Annotated in this window: 19 protein-coding genes; 11 read left to right on the top strand and 8 right to left on the bottom strand. The window is 61.8% G+C overall.

Annotated features, from left to right (window positions below):
- The first annotated feature begins 263 nt into the window (after positions 1-263).
- From dnaA to gyrB, 4 genes are read left to right on the top strand one after another with little or no spacing between them, the layout of a single operon-like run.
- Positions 264-1,796, top strand: coding sequence for a chromosomal replication initiator protein DnaA (gene dnaA, locus ACNFCH_RS09840; RefSeq protein ID WP_070091298.1), 1,533 nt, complete (start codon positions 264-266; stop codon positions 1,794-1,796).
- Between the two features lie 40 nt (positions 1,797-1,836).
- Positions 1,837-2,940, top strand: coding sequence for a DNA polymerase III subunit beta (gene dnaN, locus ACNFCH_RS09835; protein ID WP_196168085.1), 1,104 nt, complete (start codon positions 1,837-1,839; stop codon positions 2,938-2,940).
- Between the two features lie 15 nt (positions 2,941-2,955).
- Positions 2,956-4,059, top strand: a complete 1,104-nt coding sequence (gene recF, locus ACNFCH_RS09830; RefSeq protein WP_416742692.1) for a DNA replication/repair protein RecF — start codon at positions 2,956-2,958, stop codon at positions 4,057-4,059.
- Positions 4,060-4,063: 4 nt separating this feature from the next.
- Positions 4,064-6,484 (top strand): DNA topoisomerase (ATP-hydrolyzing) subunit B, encoded by a 2,421-nt coding sequence (gene gyrB, locus ACNFCH_RS09825; protein ID WP_337157712.1) that lies wholly within the window; start codon positions 4,064-4,066, stop codon positions 6,482-6,484.
- Between the two features lie 65 nt (positions 6,485-6,549).
- Here gyrB and ACNFCH_RS09820 read toward each other — a convergent pair whose 3' ends face one another.
- Complete coding sequence (locus tag ACNFCH_RS09820; protein WP_416742691.1) at positions 6,550-7,854, bottom strand: sigma-54 interaction domain-containing protein; 1,305 nt, start codon at positions 7,852-7,854, stop codon at positions 6,550-6,552.
- A gap of 339 nt (positions 7,855-8,193) precedes the next feature.
- On the opposite strand from ACNFCH_RS09820, the gene ACNFCH_RS09815 reads away from it, so the two are divergent.
- Genes ACNFCH_RS09815 through ACNFCH_RS09805 form a run of 3 tightly spaced genes read left to right on the top strand, consistent with a single transcriptional unit; the run spans position 8,194 to position 11,206 of the window.
- On the top strand, positions 8,194-9,078 hold the full coding sequence (locus ACNFCH_RS09815; RefSeq protein WP_337159369.1) for an MBL fold metallo-hydrolase: 885 nt from the start codon (positions 8,194-8,196) through the stop codon (positions 9,076-9,078).
- Positions 9,079-9,110: 32 nt separating this feature from the next.
- Positions 9,111-10,391 carry an FAD/NAD(P)-binding oxidoreductase gene (locus ACNFCH_RS09810; RefSeq protein WP_337159368.1) on the top strand — a complete coding sequence of 427 codons (1,281 nt, stop codon included), beginning with the start codon at positions 9,111-9,113 and terminating at the stop codon, positions 10,389-10,391.
- On the top strand, positions 10,388-11,206 hold the full coding sequence (locus ACNFCH_RS09805; RefSeq protein WP_337159367.1) for a sulfite exporter TauE/SafE family protein: 819 nt from the start codon (positions 10,388-10,390) through the stop codon (positions 11,204-11,206). Before ACNFCH_RS09810 ends, ACNFCH_RS09805 begins: the two co-directional genes overlap by 4 nt.
- Here ACNFCH_RS09805 and ACNFCH_RS09800 read toward each other — a convergent pair.
- The gene (locus ACNFCH_RS09800; protein ID WP_337159366.1) at positions 11,195-12,082 is read right to left on the bottom strand and encodes a LysR family transcriptional regulator; all 888 of its coding nucleotides are present in this window, start codon (positions 12,080-12,082) and stop codon (positions 11,195-11,197) included. The genes ACNFCH_RS09805 and ACNFCH_RS09800 overlap by 12 nt on opposite strands.
- Before the next feature lie 238 nt (positions 12,083-12,320).
- On the opposite strand from ACNFCH_RS09800, the gene ACNFCH_RS09795 reads away from it, so the two are divergent.
- On the top strand, positions 12,321-13,967 hold the full coding sequence (locus tag ACNFCH_RS09795) for a GMC family oxidoreductase (RefSeq protein ID WP_416742690.1): 1,647 nt from the start codon (positions 12,321-12,323) through the stop codon (positions 13,965-13,967).
- A gap of 96 nt (positions 13,968-14,063) precedes the next feature.
- The gene (locus tag ACNFCH_RS09790) at positions 14,064-15,686 is read left to right on the top strand and encodes an MFS transporter (protein WP_416742689.1); all 1,623 of its coding nucleotides are present in this window, start codon (positions 14,064-14,066) and stop codon (positions 15,684-15,686) included.
- 237 nt (positions 15,687-15,923) lie between these two features.
- On the opposite strand, the gene ACNFCH_RS09785 is transcribed toward ACNFCH_RS09790, so the two are convergent.
- The 4 genes from ACNFCH_RS09785 to glyQ all read right to left on the bottom strand — a co-directional run bounded on the left by ACNFCH_RS09785 (position 15,924) and on the right by glyQ (position 20,288).
- A complete protein-coding gene (locus ACNFCH_RS09785) occupies positions 15,924-16,694 on the bottom strand; it encodes a lysophospholipid acyltransferase family protein (RefSeq protein WP_196164364.1) in 771 nt (256 codons plus the stop codon).
- Positions 16,695-16,758: 64 nt separating this feature from the next.
- The gene (gene gmhB, locus ACNFCH_RS09780) at positions 16,759-17,286 is read right to left on the bottom strand and encodes a D-glycero-beta-D-manno-heptose 1,7-bisphosphate 7-phosphatase (RefSeq protein ID WP_196164363.1); all 528 of its coding nucleotides are present in this window, start codon (positions 17,284-17,286) and stop codon (positions 16,759-16,761) included.
- 3 nt (positions 17,287-17,289) lie between these two features.
- Positions 17,290-19,344 carry a glycine--tRNA ligase subunit beta gene (gene glyS, locus ACNFCH_RS09775; RefSeq protein WP_416742688.1) on the bottom strand — a complete coding sequence of 685 codons (2,055 nt, stop codon included), beginning with the start codon at positions 19,342-19,344 and terminating at the stop codon, positions 17,290-17,292.
- Positions 19,341-20,288 (bottom strand): glycine--tRNA ligase subunit alpha, encoded by a 948-nt coding sequence (gene glyQ, locus ACNFCH_RS09770; protein ID WP_070091313.1) that lies wholly within the window; start codon positions 20,286-20,288, stop codon positions 19,341-19,343. Before glyQ ends, glyS begins: the two co-directional genes overlap by 4 nt.
- An 87-nt stretch (positions 20,289-20,375) precedes the next feature.
- Here glyQ and ACNFCH_RS09765 point away from each other — a divergent pair, with 87 nt between their 5' ends.
- Positions 20,376-20,927: a DNA-3-methyladenine glycosylase I gene (locus ACNFCH_RS09765; protein ID WP_337159362.1), complete on the top strand. Its 552-nt coding sequence runs from the start codon at positions 20,376-20,378 to the stop codon at positions 20,925-20,927.
- Between the two features lie 41 nt (positions 20,928-20,968).
- Positions 20,969-21,856, top strand: coding sequence for a lysophospholipid acyltransferase (locus tag ACNFCH_RS09760; protein ID WP_196164360.1), 888 nt, complete (start codon positions 20,969-20,971; stop codon positions 21,854-21,856).
- A gap of 139 nt (positions 21,857-21,995) precedes the next feature.
- Here ACNFCH_RS09760 and ACNFCH_RS09755 read toward each other — a convergent pair whose 3' ends face one another.
- Together ACNFCH_RS09755 and trkA are read right to left on the bottom strand one after the other, a co-directional pair.
- Positions 21,996-22,310: a tetratricopeptide repeat protein gene (locus tag ACNFCH_RS09755; RefSeq protein WP_337159361.1), complete on the bottom strand. Its 315-nt coding sequence runs from the start codon at positions 22,308-22,310 to the stop codon at positions 21,996-21,998.
- A 12-nt stretch (positions 22,311-22,322) separates the two neighbouring features.
- Complete coding sequence (trkA, locus tag ACNFCH_RS09750; protein WP_070091317.1) at positions 22,323-23,696, bottom strand: Trk system potassium transporter TrkA; 1,374 nt, start codon at positions 23,694-23,696, stop codon at positions 22,323-22,325.
- Between the last annotated feature and the right edge of the window lie 21 nt (positions 23,697-23,717).

Below are 23,717 nucleotides of genomic sequence, written 5' to 3'. Positions count from 1 at the left end.
TGTGCTGATGACGCGCAAAACCTGTGGATCGAATGACCTGTTATCCACAGTCGAGTTATCAACAGGCTTGACGCCGGGGTTGTGCATAGCCCTCATGCCCGGTTATCCACAAAGCTTATTCACAGTGCGAGAAGGGTATTTGGGGAGCCTTTTGGCCGATTTGGCACTGTGCAAGTCGATGCCACATGTGGATAAGTACTCGACCTCCCGGTACAATGGCGGTTTGTTTTTGCCTCATCCGGCTTTCAACTCAGGGGATATCCGTGTCAGTGGAACTTTGGCAGCAGTGCGTGGAGCTTCTGCGCGATGAACTGCCTGCCCAGCAATTCAACACCTGGATCCGTCCGCTACAGGTCGAAGCCGAAGGCGACGAGTTGCGCGTCTATGCGCCCAACCGTTTCGTTCTCGATTGGGTCAACGAAAAGTACCTGGGTCGTCTGCTCGAGCTGTTGGGCGAGCGTGGCAACGGCATTGCGCCTGCCCTTTCCTTATTAATAGGCAGCCGTCGCAGTTCAGCTCCGCGTGCGGCTCCCAATGCGCCAGTCAGTGCCGCGGTCGCTGCATCGATGGCCCAGCAGACTCAAGTCCAGCAGGCTGCACAGGTCGTGCAACCGAGTGAGCCGGTCGTTGAACCTGCTCTCGAGCTGGCGCCTGCGCTCGAGATCGAAGAGCCGTCTTCGCGCGACAGTTTCGATGCCATGGGCGAGCCGGCGTCTGCGCCAGCCACCACACGCACCGAGCAACGCACGGTTCAGGTCGAAGGGGCGCTCAAGCACACCAGCTATCTCAACCGCACCTTTACCTTCGAAACCTTCGTCGAAGGTAAGTCCAACCAGTTGGCTCGCGCCGCAGCCTGGCAGGTTGCCGACAACCCCAAGCATGGTTACAACCCACTATTCCTTTATGGTGGTGTGGGCTTGGGTAAGACTCACCTGATGCATGCTGTGGGTAACCACCTGCTGAAGAAGAACCCGAATGCCAAGGTGGTCTACCTGCATTCCGAGCGTTTCGTCGCCGACATGGTCAAGGCGCTGCAGCTCAATGCAATCAATGAATTCAAGCGCTTCTATCGTTCGGTCGATGCACTGCTGATCGACGATATCCAGTTCTTCGCGCGCAAGGAGCGTTCCCAGGAGGAGTTTTTCCACACCTTCAACGCTCTGCTCGAGGGCGGTCAGCAGGTCATTCTCACCAGCGACCGTTACCCGAAGGAAATCGAAGGCCTGGAAGAGCGTCTGAAGTCGCGCTTCGGTTGGGGCCTGACGGTTGCCGTAGAGCCACCGGAGCTCGAAACCCGCGTGGCGATCCTCATGAAGAAGGCCGACCAGGCGAAGGTAGAATTGCCCCACGATGCGGCATTCTTCATCGCCCAGCGCATCCGCTCCAACGTGCGTGAGCTGGAGGGGGCCCTGAAACGCGTGATTGCCCATTCCCACTTCATGGGACGGGATATCACCATCGAGCTGATTCGTGAGTCCCTCAAGGATTTGCTGGCGCTGCAAGACAAGCTCGTGAGTGTGGATAACATTCAGCGCACTGTGGCCGAGTACTACAAGATCAAGATCGCCGATCTGTTGTCCAAACGGCGTTCGCGCTCGGTCGCTCGTCCACGTCAGGTGGCCATGGCGTTGTCCAAGGAGCTGACCAACCACAGTCTGCCGGAGATCGGCGACATGTTTGGCGGCCGGGATCACACCACTGTGCTGCACGCCTGCCGCAAGATCAACGAACTGAAAGAATCCGATGCGGACATCCGCGAGGACTACAAGAACCTGCTGCGTACGCTGACGACCTGATGAACGTCGGTGCAGCTAATTGAAGGCAAGGGACTAGACCATGCATTTCACCATTCAACGCGAAGCCCTGTTGAAACCCCTGCAACTGGTCGCAGGCGTCGTCGAGCGCCGCCAGACCTTGCCGGTCCTGTCCAATGTGCTGTTGGTCGTGCAAGGCCAGCAACTGTCGTTGACCGGTACCGACCTGGAAGTCGAGCTGGTTGGCCGTGTGCAACTGGAAGAGCCGGCCGAGCCGGGGGAGATCACTGTCCCGGCGCGTAAGCTGATGGATATCTGCAAGAGCCTGCCGAGCGACGTTCTGATCGACATCAAGGTCGACGAGCAGAAGCTGCTGGTCAAGGCCGGTCGCAGCCGTTTCACGCTATCGACGCTGCCGGCCAATGATTTCCCGACCGTCGAAGAAGGTCCTGGCTCGCTGACCTGCAACCTGGAGCAAAGCAAGCTGCGTCGCCTGATCGAACGCACCAGCTTCGCCATGGCCCAGCAGGACGTGCGTTACTACCTCAACGGCATGCTGCTGGAGGTTTCCACCGATACCCTGCGTGCTGTTGCCACCGACGGTCACCGTCTGGCGCTGTGCTCCATGCAGGCCGCCATTGGCCAAGCCGAGCGCCACCAGGTGATCGTGCCACGCAAAGGTATCCTCGAGCTGGCACGTCTGCTGACCGATCCGGAAGGTATGGTCAGCATCGTTCTGGGTCAGCATCACATTCGTGCGACCACTGGCGAGTTCACCTTCACCTCCAAACTGGTGGATGGCAAGTTCCCCGACTACGAGCGTGTACTGCCAAAAGGTGGTGACAAACTGGTGATCGGTGATCGCCAGGCGCTGCGTGAGGCCTTCAGCCGTACCGCGATCCTCTCCAACGAGAAGTACCGTGGTATCCGTTTGCAGCTGGCTTCCGGCCAGTTGAAGATCCAGGCAAACAACCCCGAGCAGGAAGAAGCCGAAGAAGAGATCAGCGTCGATTACAGCGGCAGCTCTCTGGAGATCGGTTTCAACGTGAGCTACTTGCTGGATGTATTGGGCGTTATGACCACCGAGCAGGTTCGCCTGATCCTGTCCGACTCCAACAGCAGCGCCCTGCTTCAGGAAGCCGGCAACGATGACTCTTCCTACGTCGTCATGCCGATGCGTCTGTAACCTGTAGCAGGCCAAATGTCACTTCGACGTATCATGGTCACCGCGGTGCGCAACTTGCACCCGGTGACTCTCTCCCCCTCCCCCCGCATCAACATCCTTTACGGCGCCAATGGCAGCGGCAAGACCAGCGTGTTGGAAGCTGTCCATCTGTTGGGGCTCGCCCGCTCCTTTCGCAGCACACGTCTGAATCCGGTCATCCAATACGAGCAGCCAACCTGCACGGTATTCGGTGAGGTTCAGCTCGTTGAGGGCGGGACCAGTAACCTGGGTATATCGCGGGATCGCCAGGGGGATTTCACTATCCGGATTGATGGGCAGAATGCTCGCAGCACAGCCCAGTTGGCTGAGCTGTTGCCGCTGCAACTTATCAACCCGGACAGCTTCCGCCTGCTTGAAGGCGCTCCCAAGGTGCGTCGGCAGTTTCTGGATTGGGGAGTGTTCCACGTGGAACCTCGATTCATGACTGCTTGGCAGCGTCTGCAGAAGGCGCTGAGGCAGCGGAACTCATGGTTGCGTCATGGTACACTTGACGCTGCTTCGCAAGCCGCCTGGGACAGGGAGTTATGCCTGGCCAGTGCGGAGATAGATGAATACCGTCGCAATTACATCAAGGCCTTGAAGCCTGTCTTCGAGCGAACCCTGAGCGAACTGGTTGAGCTGGACGGGTTAACCCTGAGCTACTACCGAGGCTGGGACAAGGACCGGGAACTCAACGAAGTACTCGCCTCCTCTCTTCTTCGCGATCAGCAAATCGGGCACACCCAGGCGGGTCCGCAGCGTGCTGATTTGCGTCTTCGATTGGGCGCAAACAATGCCGCCGACATTTTGTCCCGAGGTCAGCAGAAACTTGTGGTCTGCGCCTTGCGGATTGCCCAGGGCCACCTCGTCAGTCAGGCACGCCGCGGTCACTGTATTTATCTCGTTGATGACTTGCCGTCCGAATTGGATGAGCAGCATCGTCTCGCGCTTTGTCGCTTGCTTGAAGAATTACGCTGCCAGGTTTTTATCACCTGTGTAGATCACGAATTACTGAGGGAAGGCTGGCAGACGGAAACGCCAGTTGCCTTGTTCCACGTGGAACAAGGCCGTATCACCCAGACCCACGACCATCGGGAGTGAAGGCATGAGCGAAAATCAAACGTACGACTCCTCCAGCATCAAGGTGCTGAAAGGGCTGGATGCCGTGCGCAAACGCCCCGGCATGTACATTGGCGACACCGATGATGGCAGCGGCCTGCACCACATGGTCTTCGAGGTGGTCGACAACTCGATCGACGAAGCCCTCGCGGGTCATTGCGACGACATCACCGTCATCATTCACCCGGACGAATCCATCAGTGTTCGCGACAATGGTCGCGGCATTCCCGTCGATGTGCACAAAGAAGAAGGTGTTTCGGCGGCCGAGGTCATCATGACCGTCCTCCACGCGGGCGGTAAGTTCGACGACAACTCCTATAAGGTTTCTGGCGGTCTGCACGGTGTAGGTGTATCCGTTGTGAACGCCCTGTCCGAGAAGCTGGTACTGACCGTCCGCCGTAGTGGCAAGATCTGGGAGCAGACTTACGTTCACGGTGTTCCACAAGCCCCGATGGCGGTGGTCGGCGAGAGCGAAACTACCGGCACTCACATCCACTTCAAGCCTTCGGCGGAAACCTTCAAGAACATCCACTTCAGCTGGGACATCCTCGCCAAGCGTATTCGCGAGCTGTCGTTCCTGAACTCGGGCGTCGGCATCCTGCTCAAGGATGAACGCAGCGGCAAGGAAGAGTTCTTCAAGTACGAAGGTGGCCTGCGCGCGTTCGTTGAATACCTGAACACCAACAAGACGCCGGTCAACTCCCAGGTGTTTCACTTCAATGTTCAGCGTGACGATGGCGTCGGTGTCGAAGTCGCCCTGCAGTGGAACGATAGCTTCAACGAGAACCTGCTGTGCTTCACCAACAACATTCCGCAGCGTGACGGTGGTACCCACCTGGTCGGCTTCCGCTCCTCGCTTACCCGTAGCCTGAACAACTACATCGAGCAGGAAGGTCTGGCCAAGAAGAACAAGGTCGCGACCACTGGCGATGATGCCCGTGAGGGCCTGACCGCGATCATCTCGGTCAAGGTGCCGGATCCGAAGTTCAGCTCGCAGACCAAAGACAAGTTGGTTTCCTCGGAGGTGAAGACCGCCGTGGAACAAGAGATGAACAAGTACTTCGCCGACTTCCTGTTGGAAAACCCCAACGAAGCCAAGGCGGTTGTCGGCAAGATGATCGATGCTGCCCGTGCCCGTGAAGCGGCACGCAAGGCGCGCGAGATGACTCGCCGTAAGGGTGCACTGGACATCGCTGGCCTGCCGGGCAAACTTGCCGACTGCCAGGAAAAGGACCCTGCCCTTTCCGAACTGTACCTGGTGGAGGGTGACTCCGCGGGTGGCTCGGCCAAGCAAGGTCGTAACCGTCGCACCCAGGCGATCCTGCCGCTCAAGGGCAAGATCCTCAACGTCGAGAAAGCGCGTTTCGACAAGATGATCTCGTCCCAGGAAGTGGGCACACTGATCACCGCCCTGGGCTGTGGCATTGGCCGTGAAGAGTACAACATCGACAAACTGCGTTATCACAACATCATCATCATGACCGATGCTGACGTTGACGGTTCGCACATCCGTACCCTGCTGCTGACGTTCTTCTTCCGCCAATTGCCGGAGCTGGTCGAGCGTGGCTACATCTATATTGCCCAGCCGCCGCTGTACAAAGTGAAGAAAGGCAAGCAGGAGCAGTACATCAAGGACGACGACGCCATGGAAGAGTACATGACGCAGTCGGCCCTGGAAGATGCCAGCCTGCATCTGGACGAAGCGGCTCCGGCGGTTTCAGGCGTTCAGCTTGAAAGCCTGGTGAACGAATTCCGTTCCGTGATGAAAACGCTCAAGCGTCTGTCGCGTCTGTATCCGGAAGAACTCACCGAGCACTTCATCTACCTGCCTGAAGTCACCCTGGAGCAATTGGCCAACCAGGCCGCCATGCAAGATTGGCTGGGCAAACTCCAGGAGCGCCTGAGCAACAGCCAGAAGTCTGGCCTCACCTACCAGACCAGCCTGCGCGAAGACAAGGAACGCAACCTTTGGCTGCCGGAAGTGGAAATCACCTCCCATGGCCTGGCCAGCTACGTCACCTTCAACCGTGACTTCTTCGGCAGCAACGATTACCGCACGGTAGTCGCCATCGGCGCCAAGCTCAGCACCCTGTTGGGCGAAGGTGCCTACGTGCAGCGTGGCGAGCGTCGCAAGGCGGTCACTGAGTTCAAGGAAGCCCTGGACTGGCTGATGAACGAAACCACCAAGCGTCACACCATCCAGCGATACAAAGGTCTGGGTGAGATGAACCCGGATCAGCTGTGGGAAACCACCATGGACCCAACCGTGCGCCGCATGCTGAAGGTGACCATCGAAGATGCGATCGCTGCCGACCAGCTGTTCAACACCCTGATGGGTGATGCGGTCGAGCCGCGTCGTGACTTCATCGAGAGCAATGCCCTGTCGGTGTCCAACCTGGACTTCTGATCAGCACTCGCACAAACAAAAAGCCCCGGCATTGCCGGGGCTTTTTGTTATGGGCGCCTAATAAATCAAAGGCCCAGTTCACGTAGGCGTCGATACAGCGTCCGCTCACTCATGCCTAGATGGCGGGCCAACTCACTGCGTGACCCGTGGAAGTTTTCCAAGGCCTGCGCCAGGTCGCCCAGTTCATTGCGACCACGATGACGTCGGCCCTGGGGAGTCGATGGATCGATGTCTTCCGGCAGGTGCTCAGGGCGAATCACACCTTCATCGGCAAACAGACGTGCTCGCTCGAGGATGTTGCGCAGCTCACGGATGTTCCCGGGGAAGGGATGCAGGCTCAGTCGTTCGAGGGTTTCGGGCAGCAGTTTCGGTGATTGTTTGCCCATGCGCTGCAGCAGGCTTTCGGCCAGCAACGGCAAGTCTTCTACTCGCTCCCGCAGTGCGGGCAAGCGGATCGGAAAGCCGCTGATGCGGTAGTACAGGTCTTCGCGGAAGGTACCGGCGGCGGCCATTTCCTTCAGGGGCTTATGGGTCGCCGAGACCAGACGGAAATCGGAGTGGACCGTACGGGTACTGCCCACGGGCCGGAAGCTGCCGGACTCGATCAGGCGCAACAGTTTAACCTGCATCGTCAGCGGCACTTCGCCAATTTCGTCGAGGAACAAGGTACCGCCATGGGCTGCTTCAGCCAGACCGATCTTGCGCTGGGTGGCGCCGGTGAAGGCGCCCTTTTCGTAACCGAACAGCTCGCTCTCGAACAGTGATTCGGTGAGGCCCGTGCAATCGACCACCACCAGTGGCCCGTTGGCCCGAGGGCTGCCCAGGTGCAAGGCACGGGCGAACAGCTCCTTGCCGGTACCGGATTCGCCCTGCAGCAGTACCGGGATCTGCGCTGGTGCCGCTCGCTGCAGGCTTGCCAGGGCTGTCTTGAATGCTGCGCAGCGGCCGACCAGCCCTTGCTGCTGAGGTTGCGCCGAGGCGAGTGTCACGCTGGTGAGCCGTTCGACGAAGGCCACCACGCTGCCCTCGTCATCGAGGATCGGTCGCAGTTCCACATCCACATGCTCAGGTCCGCGTGGGGTGTGATGGATGTGCAGCACGCGCTCCGGCACCTTGCTGTCCCAAGCCTTGCGCAGGGGGCAATGCTCACCGGCCTGGTCACACGGCACCGCATAGTGGTGGGACACCCGGTGGCATTTTTCACCTACAGGGGCGTGGTCATCCGTGCCGAACTGGCGGCGGTACGCGGCATTGGCAGCCAGGATGTTGTAGTCGGTGTCCAGGATGATGCTGGGCAGCACATCGTGTTCCAGGTAGGACACCAGGGCGAGGATGGCGGGATGCTGGGATGACACACAAAGCGCGGACATGACGGTGACCGATGGAAAGTACCCGGCGAGGTTAACAGGGACTGCCAAACACTGCCATTGACTGACAGTCGACTGCCAGGCAGTGCTGCCACAGAGGCTTTTGGCAGCGTCAGTGAGAATGGCCTTGAGGCGGCTCTACGACGCAAGGCCACGCCTGCGGGGCGCCCGTATGCCAATGAAACCAGGCCCTCAAGGGCGTGTCCCGCGCCGGGGTGGGTGGCGATCTGGAGCCCTTCAAAGCCGGCTGTTTGGATGAAGAACGCTGGCATGCATCTTGATAAACCTCCAAACACTGCCTACGCCTCTAGAAGGCGCGGTGGATAAATCTGGAGACGTGAAATGATCATTGGCAGCAACCTTCACGTGGAAGCCTTGTACGACAAGGTAACCTCGACCATCAGTTACCTCGTCCTGGACCGAAGCTCAGGTCAGTGCGCGCTGATTGACAGCGTATTGGACTACGACCCCAAGTCGGGCCGCACCAGTACCGAATCGGCCGATGCCTTGATCGCCCGGGTACAGGCGTTGGGCGCCAAGGTCCAATGGATTCTGGAAACCCACGTTCACGCCGACCACCTTTCGGCAGCGGCCTATCTCAAGGGAAAGCTTGGCGGCCACGTGGCCATCGGCGCGCTCATCACCCAGGTGCAGAAAACTTTCGGTGAACTGTTCAACGAAGCGCCGGGCTTTGCCCGCGATGGCAGCCAGTTCGACGTCCTGCTCGAAGATGAAGAGATCTTCCTGATCGGCAACCTGCGCGCCCGTGCTTTGCACACGCCGGGTCATACCCCGGCCTGCATGAGCTATGTGGTCGAGGACAGCGGCGAGATGGCGGTGTTCGTGGGCGACACGCTATTCATGCCGGACTATGGCACCGCGCGCTGTGACTTCCCCGGTGCCGATGCGCGCATGCTGTATCGCTCGATCCGCCGCCTGCTGGCTTTCCCCGACCAGACTCAGCTGTTCATGTGCCACGACTACCTGCCAGGCGGCCGGGAGATGCGCTTTGTCACGACCGTGGCCGAACAGCGCGCCCACAACATTCATATCCATCAGGGCATCAGCGAGGATGACTTCGTGGCCATGCGCGAAGCCCGTGACGCCACCCTCGACATGCCCGTGCTGATCCTGCCCTCGGTGCAGGTCAACATGCGCAGCGGCCAGTTCCCTGAGCCTGAGGGCAATGGCGTGAGCTACCTGAAGATTCCGCTGAACGCGCTCTGAACACATAACGACTATTCCAAGGAAACACCGCCATGCCTGCCTTGCAGTCCCCTGCCGATTCTTCATCCGCCGATCACCATAAAGTGGTCATCGTCGGTGCCGGCGCCGCCGGTATCGCCACCGCCTCCAGCCTGATCAGCCGTGACCCCTCCCTGGACGTTGTCGTGATCGATCCCGCCGATGTGCATTACTACCAGCCTGGCTGGACGATGGTCGGAGCTGGCGTGTTCAATGCACCGAGCACGGCCCGGACCATGGCCTCGACCATTCCGCGCGGCGTCCGCTGGATCAAGGCGCGGGTCGAGGGTTTCGATCCCCAGGCACAACTGGTCATGCTCGAGGACGGTCGCGCCGTCAGCTATGAGCAGCTGGTGGTTTGCCCGGGCCTCAAGCTCGACTGGAACGCCATCGAAGGCCTCAGCGATACCCTGGGCCGCAATGGCGTCACCTCCAATTACCGCTATGACTTGGCTCCCTACACCTGGCAGCTGGTGCAGAACCTGAAACAAGGCCGTGCCCTCTTCACCCAGCCGCCGATGCCGATCAAGTGTGCCGGTGCGCCGCAGAAGGCGTTGTACCTCTCCTGCGACCACTGGTTGCGTCAAGGCCACCTTGGGGCGATCAAGGCCAGCTTCTTCAATGCGGGGGCGGTGCTGTTCGGCGTGCCCGACTATGTGCCGGCCCTGATGGCCTACATCGACAAGTACGGCGTGGACCTCAACTACACCCATCGCCTGGTGGCAGTGGATGGCCCCGCCAAGCGTGCGACCTTCGTGCGCACCTTGCCCGATGGCAGCACCGAGACTCGCGTCGAGGCCTTCGACATGCTGCATGTGGTACCGCCGCAAGTCGCGCCGGATTTCATTCGTCAGAGCCCGCTGGTCGATGCCGCCGGTTGGGTCGATGTGGACCCTGCCACCCTGCGCCATCGCCAGTTCCCCAACATCCATGCACTGGGCGATGTAACCAACACCACCAATGCCAAGACCGCCGCGGCGGCGCGCAAGCAGGCACCGGTGGTGGCCAATAATGTGCTGGTGGCGCTGGGTCGCCTGCCTACGCTTGCCCAGTACGATGGCTATGGCTCCTGCCCGCTGACTGTCGAGCGTGGAAAAATCGTGCTCGCCGAGTTCACCTACGGCGGCAAGGTGGCGCCGAGCTTCCCGCGTTGGTTGCTCGACGGTCGCCAGCCCACTCGCCTGGCCTGGTTGCTCAAGGCACAGATACTCCCGCCGCTGTACTGGAAGGGCATGCTCAAGGGCCGTGAATGGCTGGCTCGACCCCAACCGTTGGTGGCCGAGGTCGGGCAGTGATTGAACATCAACTGATCGGAGCGGGGCTCGGCGCGATCATTGGTGCCGTGCTGGCGCTCACCGGCGCCGGCGGGGGCATTCTTGCCGTGCCCCTGCTGGTGTTCGGCCTCGGCCTGTCGATGGTCGAAGCGGCGCCCATCGGTTTGCTCGCCGTGGGTTTGGCTGCCGGGGTCGGTGCCGTGCTGGGGCTGCGCAAGGGGGTGGTACGTTACCGCGCGGCGTTGTTCATCGCGGCCATCGGTGTGGCTGCGGCGCCCTTGGGGCTGATGTTGGCGCACCGTCTGCCCAATACCCCATTGTCGTTGGTGTTCGCTGCCGTGCTGGTCTACGCCTGCCTGCGCATCTGGCGCAAGGCCAGCCGTGAACTGCGCGGCGAGTCGGCCTGCGGTGATCGTCAGATCATGCCCTGCGTGCTCAACCCATTGCAGGGGCGGCTGCGCTGGACCCTGCCCTGCGCTCGCGCGCTGGCGTTTACCGGCATGCTGTCGGGGTTGCTGTCCGGCCTACTGGGCGTGGGGGGTGGGTTCGTCATCATCCCGGCCTTGAACCGCTACACCAATTTGGACATGAAGAGCATCGTCGCCACTTCCCTGGCGGTGATCGCTTTGGTGTCTACCGGTAGTGTGGTCAGCGCCAGCCTGGCCGGTGTCATGCACTGGACAGTCGGCGCCCCATTTGCCGTCGGTGCCGTGCTCGGTCTGCTGCTGGCCCGCCCGCTGGCGAGCAAGCTGGCCGGGCCACGCCTGCAGCAGTTGTTTGCCGTGACCGGTATGGGGGCTGCGCTGCTGTTGGCGGGCAAGGCGCTACTCGGCTAGCAGCTCGGCCTGCTCCGCATTGCACACGGCCAGCAGGTAGTCCCAGACCACTCGCAGGCGCACCGACTTGTGCAACTCCCGGCGCGTGCAGATCCAGTAGCTGCGTTGGATGGTTTCGCTGGGCAGCACCCGCACCAGCGAGCGGTCGTGGCGGGCCATGTAGTTAGGCAGCACGGCAATGCCAAGCCCGGCGCGGGCAGCATGCTGCTGGGCAATCACACTGGTGCTGCGAAACACCACATTGGGCGCTCGGCAGAAACTGTTGAGAAACAGCAGTTCCTGGCTGAACAGCAGGTCGTCGACATAGCCGATCCAGCTGTGTCGGGCCAGGTCTTCGCGGCTGCGTAACGGCGGTGCCCGATCCAGATACTCCTGGCTTGCGTAGAGCGCCAGGCGGTAGTCGGTGAGCTTGCGGGTGATCAGCAGGTCGGCGCTGGGCCGCTCCAGGTGGATGCTGATTTCCGCCTCGCGGTTGAGGATGCTGACGAACCGCGGTACCGCCACCAGTTCCACCTCCAGCCCCGGGTAGCGCTCGAACAGAGCGTTCATGCGTGGGGTGAAGAACATGATGCCGATGCCCTCGGTGACCCCCAGGCGGATCTTGCCCAACGGGGTGATGGCCTGGGTGATTTCTTCCTGGGCGAGCAAGGCCACGTTCTCCATGGCCTCGGCGTGTTTGAGCAGAGCCTGTCCGGAGGGTGTGAGTTCATAACCTTGGGCGTGCTGGACGAACAGCGCCGTACCCAGGCTCTGCTCGATGCTCTCGATGTGCCGGGCGACGGTGCTGTGGGTGGTGTTGAGGCGTTTGGCGGCGCTGAGCAAGCGGCCGCTGCGCTGCAACTCGAGGAAAAACCGCAGATCGTTCCAGTCGAACATGCTGATCCTTTTGGCTGTTCGCGCTGGCCCCTTCGCGGGTAAATCCGTTCCCACAGGTTCACCGCCGATCTTGAGTTCGGCGATAACCTATGGGAGCGGGTTTACCCGCGAAGGGGCCGGCTCAGGTATAGCGCTGTGCTAAAACGCACAGCGGCTGCGCGAAATCTCGTGTTTCGTCCCCGAAATTAATCAATAAGATGGTCAGGGACAAGAATAAAAATCAGGCGCGAGGTTTCACATGCCATCAGCCGATTCAGTCTTCGACTATGTGGTCGTCGGTGCCGGTCCCGCCGGTTGCCTGCTGGCCAATCGCTTGTCTGCTGACCCTTCGTGTCGCGTATTGCTGCTCGAAGCAGGTGGTCGCGACAACTATCCCTGGATTCACATTCCTGTTGGTTACCTCTACTGCATCGGCAATCCGCGCACCGATTGGTGCTTCAAGACCGAGGCGCAGCCAGGCCTGGGTGGACGCAGTCTGGGCTACCCACGGGGCAAGGTGCTGGGTGGATGTTCCTCGATCAACGGCATGATCTACATGCGCGGCCAGGCGGCCGACTACGACCGTTGGGCCGAACAAGGCAATGACGGTTGGGCGTGGAAGGATGTATTGCCGTTGTTCAAGGCCAGCGAGCGTCACTTCGCCGGTGCCAGCGACAGCCACGGCGCCGAAGGTGAGTGGCGAGTCGAACAACAGCGCTACAGCTGGCCGATCCTCGATGCGTTCCACGATGCCGCCGAGCAGACCGGTATCGCCAAGGTGGCGGATTTCAATACCGGCGATAACGCCGGCTGTGGATATTTTCAGGTCAACCAACGCAGCGGCGTACGCTGGAATGCCTCCAAGGCATTCCTGCGGCCTGTGCAAGATCGCCCCAACCTGACGGTGCTCACCGGTGTGCAGGTCGATCAAGTCATCCTTGAAAACGCCCGCGCCACAGCGGTCAAAGCCCGCTGGCAAGGCGCCTGGCATGCATTCAAGGCGCAGCGGGAGATCATTCTTTGCGCCGGTGCGATCGGCTCGCCAGGCATTCTGCAGCGCTCCGGCATCGGCCCGCGAAAATTGCTCGAGGGGCTAGGCATCGGGGTGCGCCATGAGCTGCCGGGCGTGGGCGGCAACCTGCAGGATCACCTGCAACTGCGTCTGATCTATCAGATCCGCAACACCCGCACGCTCAACCAGATCGCCAACAGCCTGTGGGGCAAGATGGGCATGGGCCTGCGCTACCTTTACGACCGCAGTGGCCCACTGGCCATGGCGCCGAGCCAGCTGGGCGCTTTCGTGCGCTCAGGCCCCGAGCAGGCCACCGCCAATCTGCAGTACCACGTACAGCCCCTGTCGCTGGAGCGATTCGGCGAACCGCTGCACCGCTTCCCGGCATTCACCGCCTCGGTGTGCAATCTGCGTCCGGCCAGCCGCGGGCGCATCGATATCCGCAGTGCCGACATGCTTGCGGCGCCATCGATCGATCCCAACTACCTGAGTGATCCGCAGGACCTCAACGTCGCCGCCGATGCCATCCGCATCACCCGGCGCATCGTGCAGGCCCCTGCCCTGGCGGCGTTCGATCCGCGCGAGTACCTGCCCGGCCCTGCCCTGCAGACCGAGGCGCAACTGCACGAAGCCGCCGGCAAGATCGGCACCACCATCTTCCACCCCGTGGGTACCTGCCGCATGGGCTGCGGGCCGCTGGACGTTGTGGATAACCAGCTGCGTGTGCAGGGTGTGCCGGGCCTTCGGGTGGCCGATGCGTCGATCATGCCGCAGATCGTTTCCGGCAATACCTGCTCACCCACGTTGATGATCGCTGAGAAGGCGGCGCAACTGATCCTCAAGGGGGCCTTGACCCAAACCAACCTCAGCGACACCGCGATACCGACGCCCTGACCCGGGTGCGTGCAACACCGGTGGCTTGCGGTCAGAGGTCACCGACAGTGGAAAACAACAATAATCACTGTGGCCTGCGGGCCGAGGACAGCAACGATGTCGGACTACATCCAAGAGCAAGGCACGGCTGCCAGCACGGTCAGCCGACGTGAAGAACGCAAGATCATTTTCGCGTCATCCCTCGGGACGGTGTTCGAGTGGTATGACTTTTTTCTCTATGGCGCTCTGGCGGCGGTGATCAGCAAGCAGTTCTTCGCTGGCGTCAACGACACCACGGCGTTCATCTTCGCCTTGATGGCCTTTACCGCAGGCTTTCTGGTCCGCCCGTTCGGCGCGCTGGTGTTCGGTCGCCTGGGCGACATGATCGGGCGCAAGTACACCTTCCTGGTGACGATCGTGCTGATGGGCTTGTCGACCTTCGCTGTTGGCCTGCTGCCCACCTACGCCACTATCGGCATCGCCGCGCCCATCATCCTGGTGCTGCTGCGCATGCTCCAGGGCCTGGCCCTGGGCGGTGAATATGGCGGCGCGGCGACCTACGTGGCCGAGCACGCACCGCCCGGCAAGCGTGGCTTTCATACCGGGTTCATCCAGTCCACCGCAACGCTTGGCTTGCTGCTTTCGCTGGTCGTCGTGCTGGGCAGCCGCTACATCAGTGGTGATGAGTTCGAGGCCTGGGGCTGGCGCTTGCCCTTCTTGCTGTCGATCTTCCTGCTGGCGATCTCCACTTGGATCCGCATGAGCATGGAAGAGTCGCCCGCCTTCGTGAAGATGAAGGCCCAGGGCAAGGTCAGCAAATCGCCAATCCGTGAATCCTTCACCTCCTGGCCGAACCTCAAGGTCGTACTGACGGCGCTGTTCAGCATCAACGCTGGCCAGGCCGTGACCTTCTATACGGCCCAGTTCTACGTGCTGTTCTTCCTGACCCAGATGCTCAAGATGGATCCGGCCCAGGCCAATACCCTGCTGATCATCAGCGTGGTGATCGGCGCACCGTTCTTCGTGTTCTTCGGCTGGTTGTCCGACCGAGTTGGACGCAAGCCGATCCTGATGATCGGCCTGCTGCTCGCCACGGTGCTGTACTTCCCAATGTTCAAGGCCCTGAGCCATTACGCCAATCCGCAGATCGACGCTGCCAGCCAGCAGGCCCCGATCGTCGTCACTGCCGATCCACAAGGCTGCACCTTCCAGTTCGACCCGGTGGGCAAGGCACGCTTCGACAGCCCCTGTGACAAGGTCAAGACGTTCCTGGTCAAACAAGGCCTGCCATACAGCTCGGTGGATGCGCCAGCGGGGTCTGCGGTGCTGGTCACGATCGGCGAGCAGCGCATCGACGGGTTCGACGAGGCGGCCATGCGCACGGCAATCGAGCAAGCCGGCTACCCAGCCAAGGCAGATCCGGCGAGCGTCAACCAAGTGATGGTGGTGGTGCTGATCGTCGCCATGATCCTGATCGCCACCATGACCTACGGGCCTTTGGCGGCGGTGATGGTGGAGCTGTTCCCGACCCGCATCCGCTATACCTCCATGTCCTTGCCGTATCACATTGGCAATGGCTGGTTCGGTGGCTTCCTGCCGACCGTGTCGTTCGCGCTGGTGGTGTACACCGGGGATATCTTCTACGGGCTCTGGTACCCGGTGCTGATAACCGGGGTGAGCCTCGTGGTGGGGCTGTTCTGCCTGAAAGAAACCAAGGATGTGGATATCGACAAGGTGTGAAGGCTGACCTGTAGGAGGGTGAATTCGCTCCCACAGGGCCGTGCAAGATCAGACAGTGTGGATCGATCCCACAGACATGAAAAAACCGGCGTAAAAGCCGGTTTTTTTATGCTGCGGAAAAACTTATGCACGATTTTCAAGAAAAGGTCATACAGAGAAATAAGCTTTAAAATCAACAAGTTAGCTAGTATTTCAAGGCAGTGATCCAAAACTTGCTCACAAGTTATCCACAGATCGTCACGCGTTATGTTCTGCCTGGTTTTCCGCCACCGGTGGCAGCGAACCCAAGGCCCGCTGGGTGGCTTCGTTCCAGGCTTGGGCGCGGTCGTTGAGCTCGGCGATCGCGCGTGGGCCGGTGCCCACCGGGTACATCGGCTCGCCGATCACCACCTCGATGGTTCCGGGGCGTTTGCCCCAGCCTTCACGTGGCCAGAACTTGCCGGCGTTGTGCGCGATCGGCAGCACTGGCAGCCCGGCATTCACCGCCAGGGCTGTGCCGCCTCGGGAGAACTTGCCGATCTGTCCGTGAGGCACCCGAGTGCCTTCGGGGAAGATCAGCACCCACACGCCTTGCTTGAGCAGCTCGTCGCCCTTGCTGGCGACCTGGCGCAGGGCTTCCTTCGGGTTTTTCCGGTCGATGGCGATCGGGCGCAACATCGCCATCGCCCAGCCGAAGAACGGCACATACAGCAGCTCACGCTTGAGCACCTGGCTCAGCGGCGAGAAGTACGCCGACAGGAAGAACGTCTCCCAGGTGCTCTGATGGTTGGACAGAATCACACAGGGCTCCTTGGGCACATTCTCGGCGCCGGTGACCTTGTAGCGAATGCCCAGGATCACCCGTGCCAGGAACACGGCGCAGCGGCACCAGTACACGTTGATGAACCGGTAGCGCTTGTGGAACGGCAGAAACGGTGCGACGAAGAAACTCAGCGAGCACCACAGCAGCGAACTGGTGCCCAACAGCAGGTAAAAAAGAAAGATTCTGATCGCCTGCAGGATCGACATAGTGGCATGTACCGTTGCGGGGCCTGCCCGCCTAAGGAAAAGTGCGCCACACGGGGCGCACTGCTTAAATGAGTGCTCTGGCGATGGCTGCCAGATCGTCGAAAATCAAAGTGTTTTGCGGAACGCCTTTTTCCAGCGTCCTCTGACCCTTGCCGGTTTTCACCAGCACAGGTTGTGCATCGACGGCCAGGGCGGCCTCCAGGTCACCTTTGCTGTCGCCGACGAACCAGACGCCAGCCAGATCGACCTGATAATGCTCGGCAATCGCCCGCAGCATGCCGGGCTTGGGTTTGCGGCAATCGCAACCGTCGTCCGGGCCGTGCGGGCAATGCACGATGTAGCCCACCTCGCCCCCCTGCTCGGCCACCAGCGCGCGCAGGCGCGCATGCATGGCCTCCAGGGTCGCCAGCGGATAGTAGCCGCGGGCGATGCCGGACTGGTTGGTGGCCACCGCCACCGTCCAGCCCGCCTTGCTCAACTGCGCGATGGCCTCGATCGAGCCGGGAATGGGAATCCACTCTTCCAGCGACTTGATGTAGGCGTCGGAGTCGTGGTTGATCACTCCGTCTCGATCAAGAATCAGCAGTTTCAAGGCTTACCCCAGCAGCGAGATATCGGCCACGCCCAGGAACAGGCCGCGCAGACGGCTGAGCAGGGCATAACGGTTGGCGCGGACCTTGGCATCCTCGGCGTTGACCATCACCGCCTCGAAGAAGGCGTCGACCGGATCACGCAAGGCGGCCAGGCGGGCCAGCGACTCGCTGTACTGACGTGCGGCCGCCATCGGTTGCACGGCCTGGTCGGCCTGCTGGATGGCCGAGTACAGGGAGAACTCGTTGGCGTTGTCGAAGTACTTCGGCTCGACGTGGTCGGCGATGGCGCCTTCGGCCTTGCTCAGCAGGTTCGACACGCGCTTGTTCACCGCAGCCAGGGCCTCGGCTTCCGGCAGCTTGCGGAAGGCCTGCACAGCCTGCACGCGCTGGTCGAAGTCCAGGGCCGAACCTGGCTTGAGGGCACGCACCGAGAGGTAGGTGGCGACGTCGATGCCTTCGTCTTCGTAGCGCGCACGCAGACGGTCGAAGACAAACTCCAGCACCTGCTCGGACAGGCCTGCGGCCTTGACCTTGGCACCGTACTGCTTGACGGCGAACTCGACTGCAGTGGTCAGGTCCAGGTCCAGCTGCTTCTCGATCAGGATACGCAGCACGCCCAGGGCGGCGCGGCGCAGGGCGTACGGGTCCTTGCTGCCGGTCGGCAGCATGCCGATGCCGAAGATGCCGACCAGGGTGTCGAGCTTGTCGGCGATGGCCACGGCAGCACCGGTCAGGGTCTGCGGCAGCTCGGCGCCTGCGCCACGCGGCATGTACTGCTCGTTCAGCGCCAGGGCGACGTCTTCCGGCTCGCCGTCGTTCTGGGCGTAGTAGTAGCCGGCCACGCCTTGCATCTCAGGGAACTCGCCGACCATCTCGGTGGCCAGGTCGCACTTGGACAGCAGGCCCGCGCGGGCTGCGCGCTGGGCGTCGCCGCCGATCAGCGGGGCGATGAACGCCGCCAGCTTGGAGACACGCTCGGCCTTGTCGTAGACAGTGCCCAGCTGAGCCTGGAAGACCACGTTCTTCAGGCGTTCGTTGAAGGTTTCCAGCGGCTGCTTCTTGTCTTGCTTGAAGAAGAACTCGGCGTCGGTCAGGCGCGGACGCACGACCTTTTCGTTGCCCTGCACGATCTGCTTCGGATCACGGCTCTCGACGTTGGCCACGGTGATGAAGCGCGGCAGCAGCTTGCCTTCGCTGTCCAGCAGGCAGAAGTACTTCTGGTTGTCCTGCATGGTGGTGATCAGCGCTTCTTGCGGCACTTCCAGGAAGCGCTCTTCGAAGGAGCACACCAGCGGCACCGGCCATTCGACCAGGGCGGTCACTTCGTCCAGCAATGCCGGCGGCACGACAGCGGTGCCTTCCTGTTGCATGGCCAGCTCCGCGGTGCGCTTGGCGATCAGCTCGCGACGCTCGGCGAAGTCGGCCAGTACGTAGGCCTTGCGCAGGTCTTCGACGTAGTTGGCCGGGGTGGTGATGACCACGTTCTCCGGGTGGTGGAAGCGGTGGCCACGGGATTCGCGACCGGCCTGCTGGGCCAGGAGGGTGCACTCGACGACCTGGTCGCCGAGCAGCATCACCAGCCACTGGGTCGGACGCACGAACTCTTCACGGCTGGCGCCCCAGCGCATGCGCTTGGGGATCGGCAGGTCGTTGAGCGAATCCTCGACGATGGTCGGCAGCAGGCTGGCGGTGGCCTTGCCCGGAATGTGCTGGGAGAAGCGCAGCTTGGCGCCGCTCTGGTCGATCTCGGCCAGGTCCACGCCGCATTTCTTGGCGAAGCCCAAGGCAGCCTGGGTCGGGTTGCCCTCGACGTCGAAGGCGGCCTGGCGGGGAGGACCGTCGATGTTGATGCTGCGGTCAGGCTGCTGCACGTCCAGCTGGCGGATCAGCACGGCCAGACGGCGTGGGGCGGCATAGACCTGCTTGCCGGTGTAGTTCAGGCCAGCGGCCTGCAGGCCTTTCTCGATGCCGGCCAGGAAGGCGTCGCCGAGGCTGGCGAGGGCCTTCGGTGGCAGCTCTTCGGTGCCCAGTTCGACCAGAAAATCTTGAGCACTCATTGTGCAGCCTCCAGCTTAGCCAACACTTCGTCACGCAGTTCGGGGGTCGCCATCGGGAAGCCCAGGCGTGCGCGGGCTTGCAGATAGCTTTGCGCCACGTCCCGGGCCAGGGTACGCACGCGCAGGATGTAACGCTGACGCTCGGTTACCGAGATGGCGCGGCGGGCGTCCAGCAGGTTGAAAGTGTGGGACGCCTTCAGGACCATTTCGTAGGTCGGCAGCGGCAGGTCCAGCTTGATCAGGCGGTTGGCTTCGCTTTCGTAGAAGTCGAACAGCTCGAACAGCTTCTCGACGTTGGCGTGTTCGAAGTTGTAGGTCGACTGCTCCACTTCGTTCTGGTGGAACACATCGCCATAGGTGACCTTGCCGAACGGGCCGTCGGCCCAGATCAGGTCGTAGACTGAGTCCACGCCCTGGATGTACATGGCCAGGCGCTCCAGGCCATAGGTGATTTCACCGGTGACCGGGAAGCACTCGATACCGCCGACTTGCTGGAAGTAGGTGAACTGGGTCACTTCCATCCCGTTGAGCCAGATTTCCCAGCCCAGGCCCCAGGCGCCGAGGGTCGGCGATTCCCAGTTGTCTTCGACGAAACGGATGTCGTGGACCAGCGGATCCAGGCCGATGGCCTTCAGCGAGCCGAGGTACAGCTCCTGGAAATTGGCCGGGTTCGGCTTGAGCACTACCTGGAACTGGTAGTAGTGCTGCAGGCGGTTGGGGTTTTCGCCATACCGTCCGTCGGTTGGGCGACGGCTAGGCTGCACATAGGCGGCGTTCCAGGTTTCAGGACCGACGGCGCGCAGGAACGTGGCGGTATGGAAAGTGCCGGCGCCTACTTCCATATCGTAGGGCTGAAGCACCACACAACCTTGCTCCGCCCAGTATTGCTGCAGGGCGAGGATGAGGTCTTGGAAGGTACGCACGGCTGGCGTAGGCTGGCTCACGAAATTCACCTGTATCTGGGGATGCGGATGTAAAGAGCGGGAGTATAACCCGATTCGCCTCGCCCTCTACCCATGGAATGGAGCCTTATGCCACGCTGTTTCTGGTGTACCGACGATCCGTTGTACCAGGCCTATCACGACCAGGAGTGGGGAACGCCACAGCATGACCCGGCGTTGCTCTTCGAGATGCTTTTGCTCGAAGGGTTCCAGGCCGGGCTTTCCTGGATCACGGTATTGAAGAAACGCGAGCGCTACCGCGAGGTATTGCATGGCTTCGACCCGGTGAAACTGTCGCAGATGAGCGACGAGCGGATCGAAGAACTGATGCTCGACGCCGGCATCATCCGCAATCGCCTCAAGCTCAAGGCCGTACGGCGCAACGCCCAGGCCTGGCTGGCTGTGGATAACCCGGCCGAGTGGCTGTGGTCGTTCGTCGGTGGCGTGCCCAAGATCAACCACTTCAAGGCGCGCGGCGACGTGCCGGCGGTCACCGACGAAGCCCGGGCCATGAGCAAGGCCCTGCAAAAGGCTGGCTTCACGTTCGTCGGCCCGACCATCTGCTATGCGTTCATGCAGGCCACTGGCATGGTCATGGACCACACCACTGACTGTGATCGTTACGCCGCGTTGCTGCGCTGAAGCGTTACAATGCCCGCCTTGCAGAAATAAGGAATCCGGCTGTGGAAAAATTCAAAGGCGCCCTGATGGTCGGGGTGCTGCGACTGTTCGCCAAGCTGCCCTGGGGCGCGGTGCAGCGGGTCGGCGCGGGTATCGGCTGGCTCATGTGGAAGATCCCCAACGGTTCGCGCAATGTGGTGCGCATCAACCTGGCCAAGTGCTTCCCGGAAATGAACCCGGCCGAGCGCGAGCAACTCGTGGGCCGCGCGTTGAAGGACATCGGCAAGTCCTTCGTCGAAAGCGCCTGCGCCTGGATCTGGCCGCCGCAGCGTTCGCTGGAACTGGTCAAGGAAGTACATGGCCTGGAAGTGCTGGAGCAGGCCCTGGCCTCGGGTAAGGGCGTGGTGGGCATCACCAGCCACCTGGGCAACTGGGAAGTGCTGAACCACTTCTATTGCAGCCAGTGCAAACCGATCATTTTCTACCGCCCGCCCAAGCTGAAGGCTGTGGATGACCTGCTGCGCGAGCAGCGGGTGCAGATGGGCAACCGCGTCGCGCCTTCGACCAAGGAAGGCATCCTCAGCGTGATCAAGGAAGTGCGTCGCGGCGGGCAGGTGGGCATTCCCGCCGACCCGGAGCCGGCCGAGTCCGCCGGTGTGTTCGTACCGTTCCTCGGTACCCAGGCGCTGACCAGCAAGTTCGTGCCCAACATGCTGGCCGGCGGCAAGGCGGTGGGTGTGTTCCTGCATGCGCTGCGTCTGCCGGACGGCTCCGGCTTCAAGGTCTTCCTGGAAGCGGCGCCCGAGGAGATGTACAGCGAGGATGTGACCGTGGCCGCGGCGGCCATGAGCAAGGTTGTCGAGCGTTATGTGCGCGAGTATCCGAGCCAGTACATGTGGAGCATGAAGCGCTTCAAGAAGCGCCCGGCGGGCGAAGCGCGCTGGTACTGAGTTATCCACCGCCGCTGGAACAGGCTGAGTACAACTCTGCCTGTTTTAGCAGGGGCCCTGCGGGAGCGGGTTTGCCCGCGAATGCGTCAGTGAACCCACCATTGCATTCGCGGGTGAACCCGCTTCCACAGGGGCCGCGTTAACCTGCTGCTTTGTCCAGCTTCTTCAGGAACACCGCCATCTCCTTCTCGGCCTGTTTGTCCCCATGGGCCTGCGCCGCCGCGATCCCCTCTTCCCACGCCTTGCGCGCCGCCATCAGGTCGCCCTGCAGCTGGTAGGCCTTGCCCAGCAGCTTCCACGCCGCCGAGTACTTCGGGTCATGTTCCACACACCGAGCCAGGTGCACCGCTGCCTCGGCGCCGTTGCCTTCATCGAGCCAGGCCTTGCCCAGGCCAAAGCGCAGCAGGGCGTTATCCACACCCTTGGCCAGCATCTTTTCCAGTGATTCGCGCATGCCGTTTTCTCCTTAGAAGAAACTCAGGCCCACGTGGAACAGCTTCTCCACGTCACGGATGTGCTTTTTATCCACAACGAACAGGATCACATGATCGCCCGCTTCGATCACCGTGTCGTCGTGGGCGATCAGCACTTCCTCGTCGCGGATGATCGCGCCGATGGTGGTCCCTGGCGGCAAGGCGATGTCTTCGATGGCCTTGCCGATCACCTTGCTCGATTTGGCGTCGCCATGCGCTACCGCCTCGATGGCCTCCGCCGCGCCCCGACGCAGCGAGTGCACGCTGACGATGTCGCCGCGGCGCACGTGGGCCAGCAAGGTACCGATGGTGGCCAGCTGGGGGCTGATGGCGATGTCGATATCGCCACCCTGGACCAAGTCCACATACGCCGGGTTGTTGATGATGGTCATCACCTTGCGCGCACCCAGGCGCTTGGCCAGCAGCGAGGACATGATGTTGGCCTCGTCGTCGTTGGTCAGGGCCAGGAAGATGTCGGCGTCGGCGATGTTCTCCTCGAGCATCAGGTCCTTGTCCGAGGCGCTGCCCTGCAGCACCACGGTGCTCTCCAGGGTGTCGGAGAGATGGCGGCAGCGGGCCTGGCTCATCTCGATGATCTTCACCTGGTAGCGGCTCTCGATGGCCTCGGCCAGGCGTTCGCCGATCTGTCCGCCCCCGGCGATGACCACGCGCTTGTTGGTTTCGTCGATACGGCGCAGTTCGCCCATGACCGCGCGGATGTCCTTGCGTGCGGCAATGAAGAACACCTCGTCGTCGGCTTCGATCACGGTGTCGCCCCGCGGCGTGATGGGCCGGTCGCGACGGAAGATCGCTGCCACGCGGGTATCGACATTGGGCATGTGGGCGCGGATCTGGCGCAGTTGCTGACCCACCAGCGGCCCACCGTAGTAGGCCTTGACCGCCACCAGTTGTGCCTTGCCGTCGGCGAAGTCGATCACCTGCAGGGAGCCGGGGTGCTCGATCAGGCGCTTGATGTAGTTGGTCACCACCTGTTCGGGGCTGATCAGTACATCCACCGGGATGTGGTCGTTGTCGAACAGCTCCTCGCGGGTGAGGTAGGCCGATTCGCGCACCCGGGCGATCTTGGTGGGCGTGTGGAACAGCGAGTAGGCGACCTGGCAGGCCACCATGTTGGTCTCGTCGCTGTTGGTCACCGCCACCAGCATGTCGGCGTCGTCGGCGCCGGCCTGGCGCAGCACCGTGGGCAGCGAGCCGCGGCCCTGCACGGTGCGGATGTCCAGGCGGTCGCCCAGGTCGCGCAGGCGATCGCCGTCGGTGTCGACCACGGTGATGTCGTTGGCTTCGCTGGCCAGGTGCTCTGCCAGCGTGCCACCCACCTGCCCTGCGCCGAGGATGATGATCTTCATCCGCTACTCCTAGTCCTTGTG

The sequence above is a fragment of the Pseudomonas sp. NY15354 genome (assembly GCF_048068075.1).
In the GTDB taxonomy this organism is placed as follows: Bacteria; Pseudomonadota; Gammaproteobacteria; order Pseudomonadales; family Pseudomonadaceae; genus Aquipseudomonas; species Aquipseudomonas guariconensis_C.
Note: the sequence above shows the minus strand (reverse complement) of the source record. Positions and strands in the feature narration are given on the sequence as shown.

Bases quoted from the DNA above. Each gene is read 5' to 3' on its own strand.
- ACNFCH_RS09755 (WP_337159361.1), bottom strand. From the start codon at position 22,310: ATGCGCGAATCACTGGAAAAGATGCTGGCCAAGGGTGTGGATAACGCC.
- ACNFCH_RS09795 (WP_416742690.1), top strand. From the start codon at position 12,321: ATGCCATCAGCCGATTCAGTCTTCGACTATGTGGTCGTCGGTGCCGGT.
- ACNFCH_RS09800 (WP_337159366.1), bottom strand. From the start codon at position 12,082: ATGTTCGACTGGAACGATCTGCGGTTTTTCCTCGAGTTGCAGCGCAGC.
- dnaN (WP_196168085.1), top strand. From the start codon at position 1,837: ATGCATTTCACCATTCAACGCGAAGCCCTGTTGAAACCCCTGCAACTG.
- ACNFCH_RS09810 (WP_337159368.1), top strand. From the start codon at position 9,111: ATGCCTGCCTTGCAGTCCCCTGCCGATTCTTCATCCGCCGATCACCAT.
- trkA (WP_070091317.1), bottom strand. From the start codon at position 23,696: ATGAAGATCATCATCCTCGGCGCAGGGCAGGTGGGTGGCACGCTGGCA.
- glyS (WP_416742688.1), bottom strand. From the start codon at position 19,344: ATGAGTGCTCAAGATTTTCTGGTCGAACTGGGCACCGAAGAGCTGCCA.
- ACNFCH_RS09790 (WP_416742689.1), top strand. From the start codon at position 14,064: ATGTCGGACTACATCCAAGAGCAAGGCACGGCTGCCAGCACGGTCAGC.
- ACNFCH_RS09815 (WP_337159369.1), top strand. From the start codon at position 8,194: ATGATCATTGGCAGCAACCTTCACGTGGAAGCCTTGTACGACAAGGTA.
- recF (WP_416742692.1), top strand. From the start codon at position 2,956: ATGTCACTTCGACGTATCATGGTCACCGCGGTGCGCAACTTGCACCCG.
- ACNFCH_RS09820 (WP_416742691.1), bottom strand. From the start codon at position 7,854: ATGTCCGCGCTTTGTGTGTCATCCCAGCATCCCGCCATCCTCGCCCTG.
- gyrB (WP_337157712.1), top strand. From the start codon at position 4,064: ATGAGCGAAAATCAAACGTACGACTCCTCCAGCATCAAGGTGCTGAAA.
- ACNFCH_RS09785 (WP_196164364.1), bottom strand. From the start codon at position 16,694: ATGTCGATCCTGCAGGCGATCAGAATCTTTCTTTTTTACCTGCTGTTG.
- ACNFCH_RS09765 (WP_337159362.1), top strand. From the start codon at position 20,376: ATGCCACGCTGTTTCTGGTGTACCGACGATCCGTTGTACCAGGCCTAT.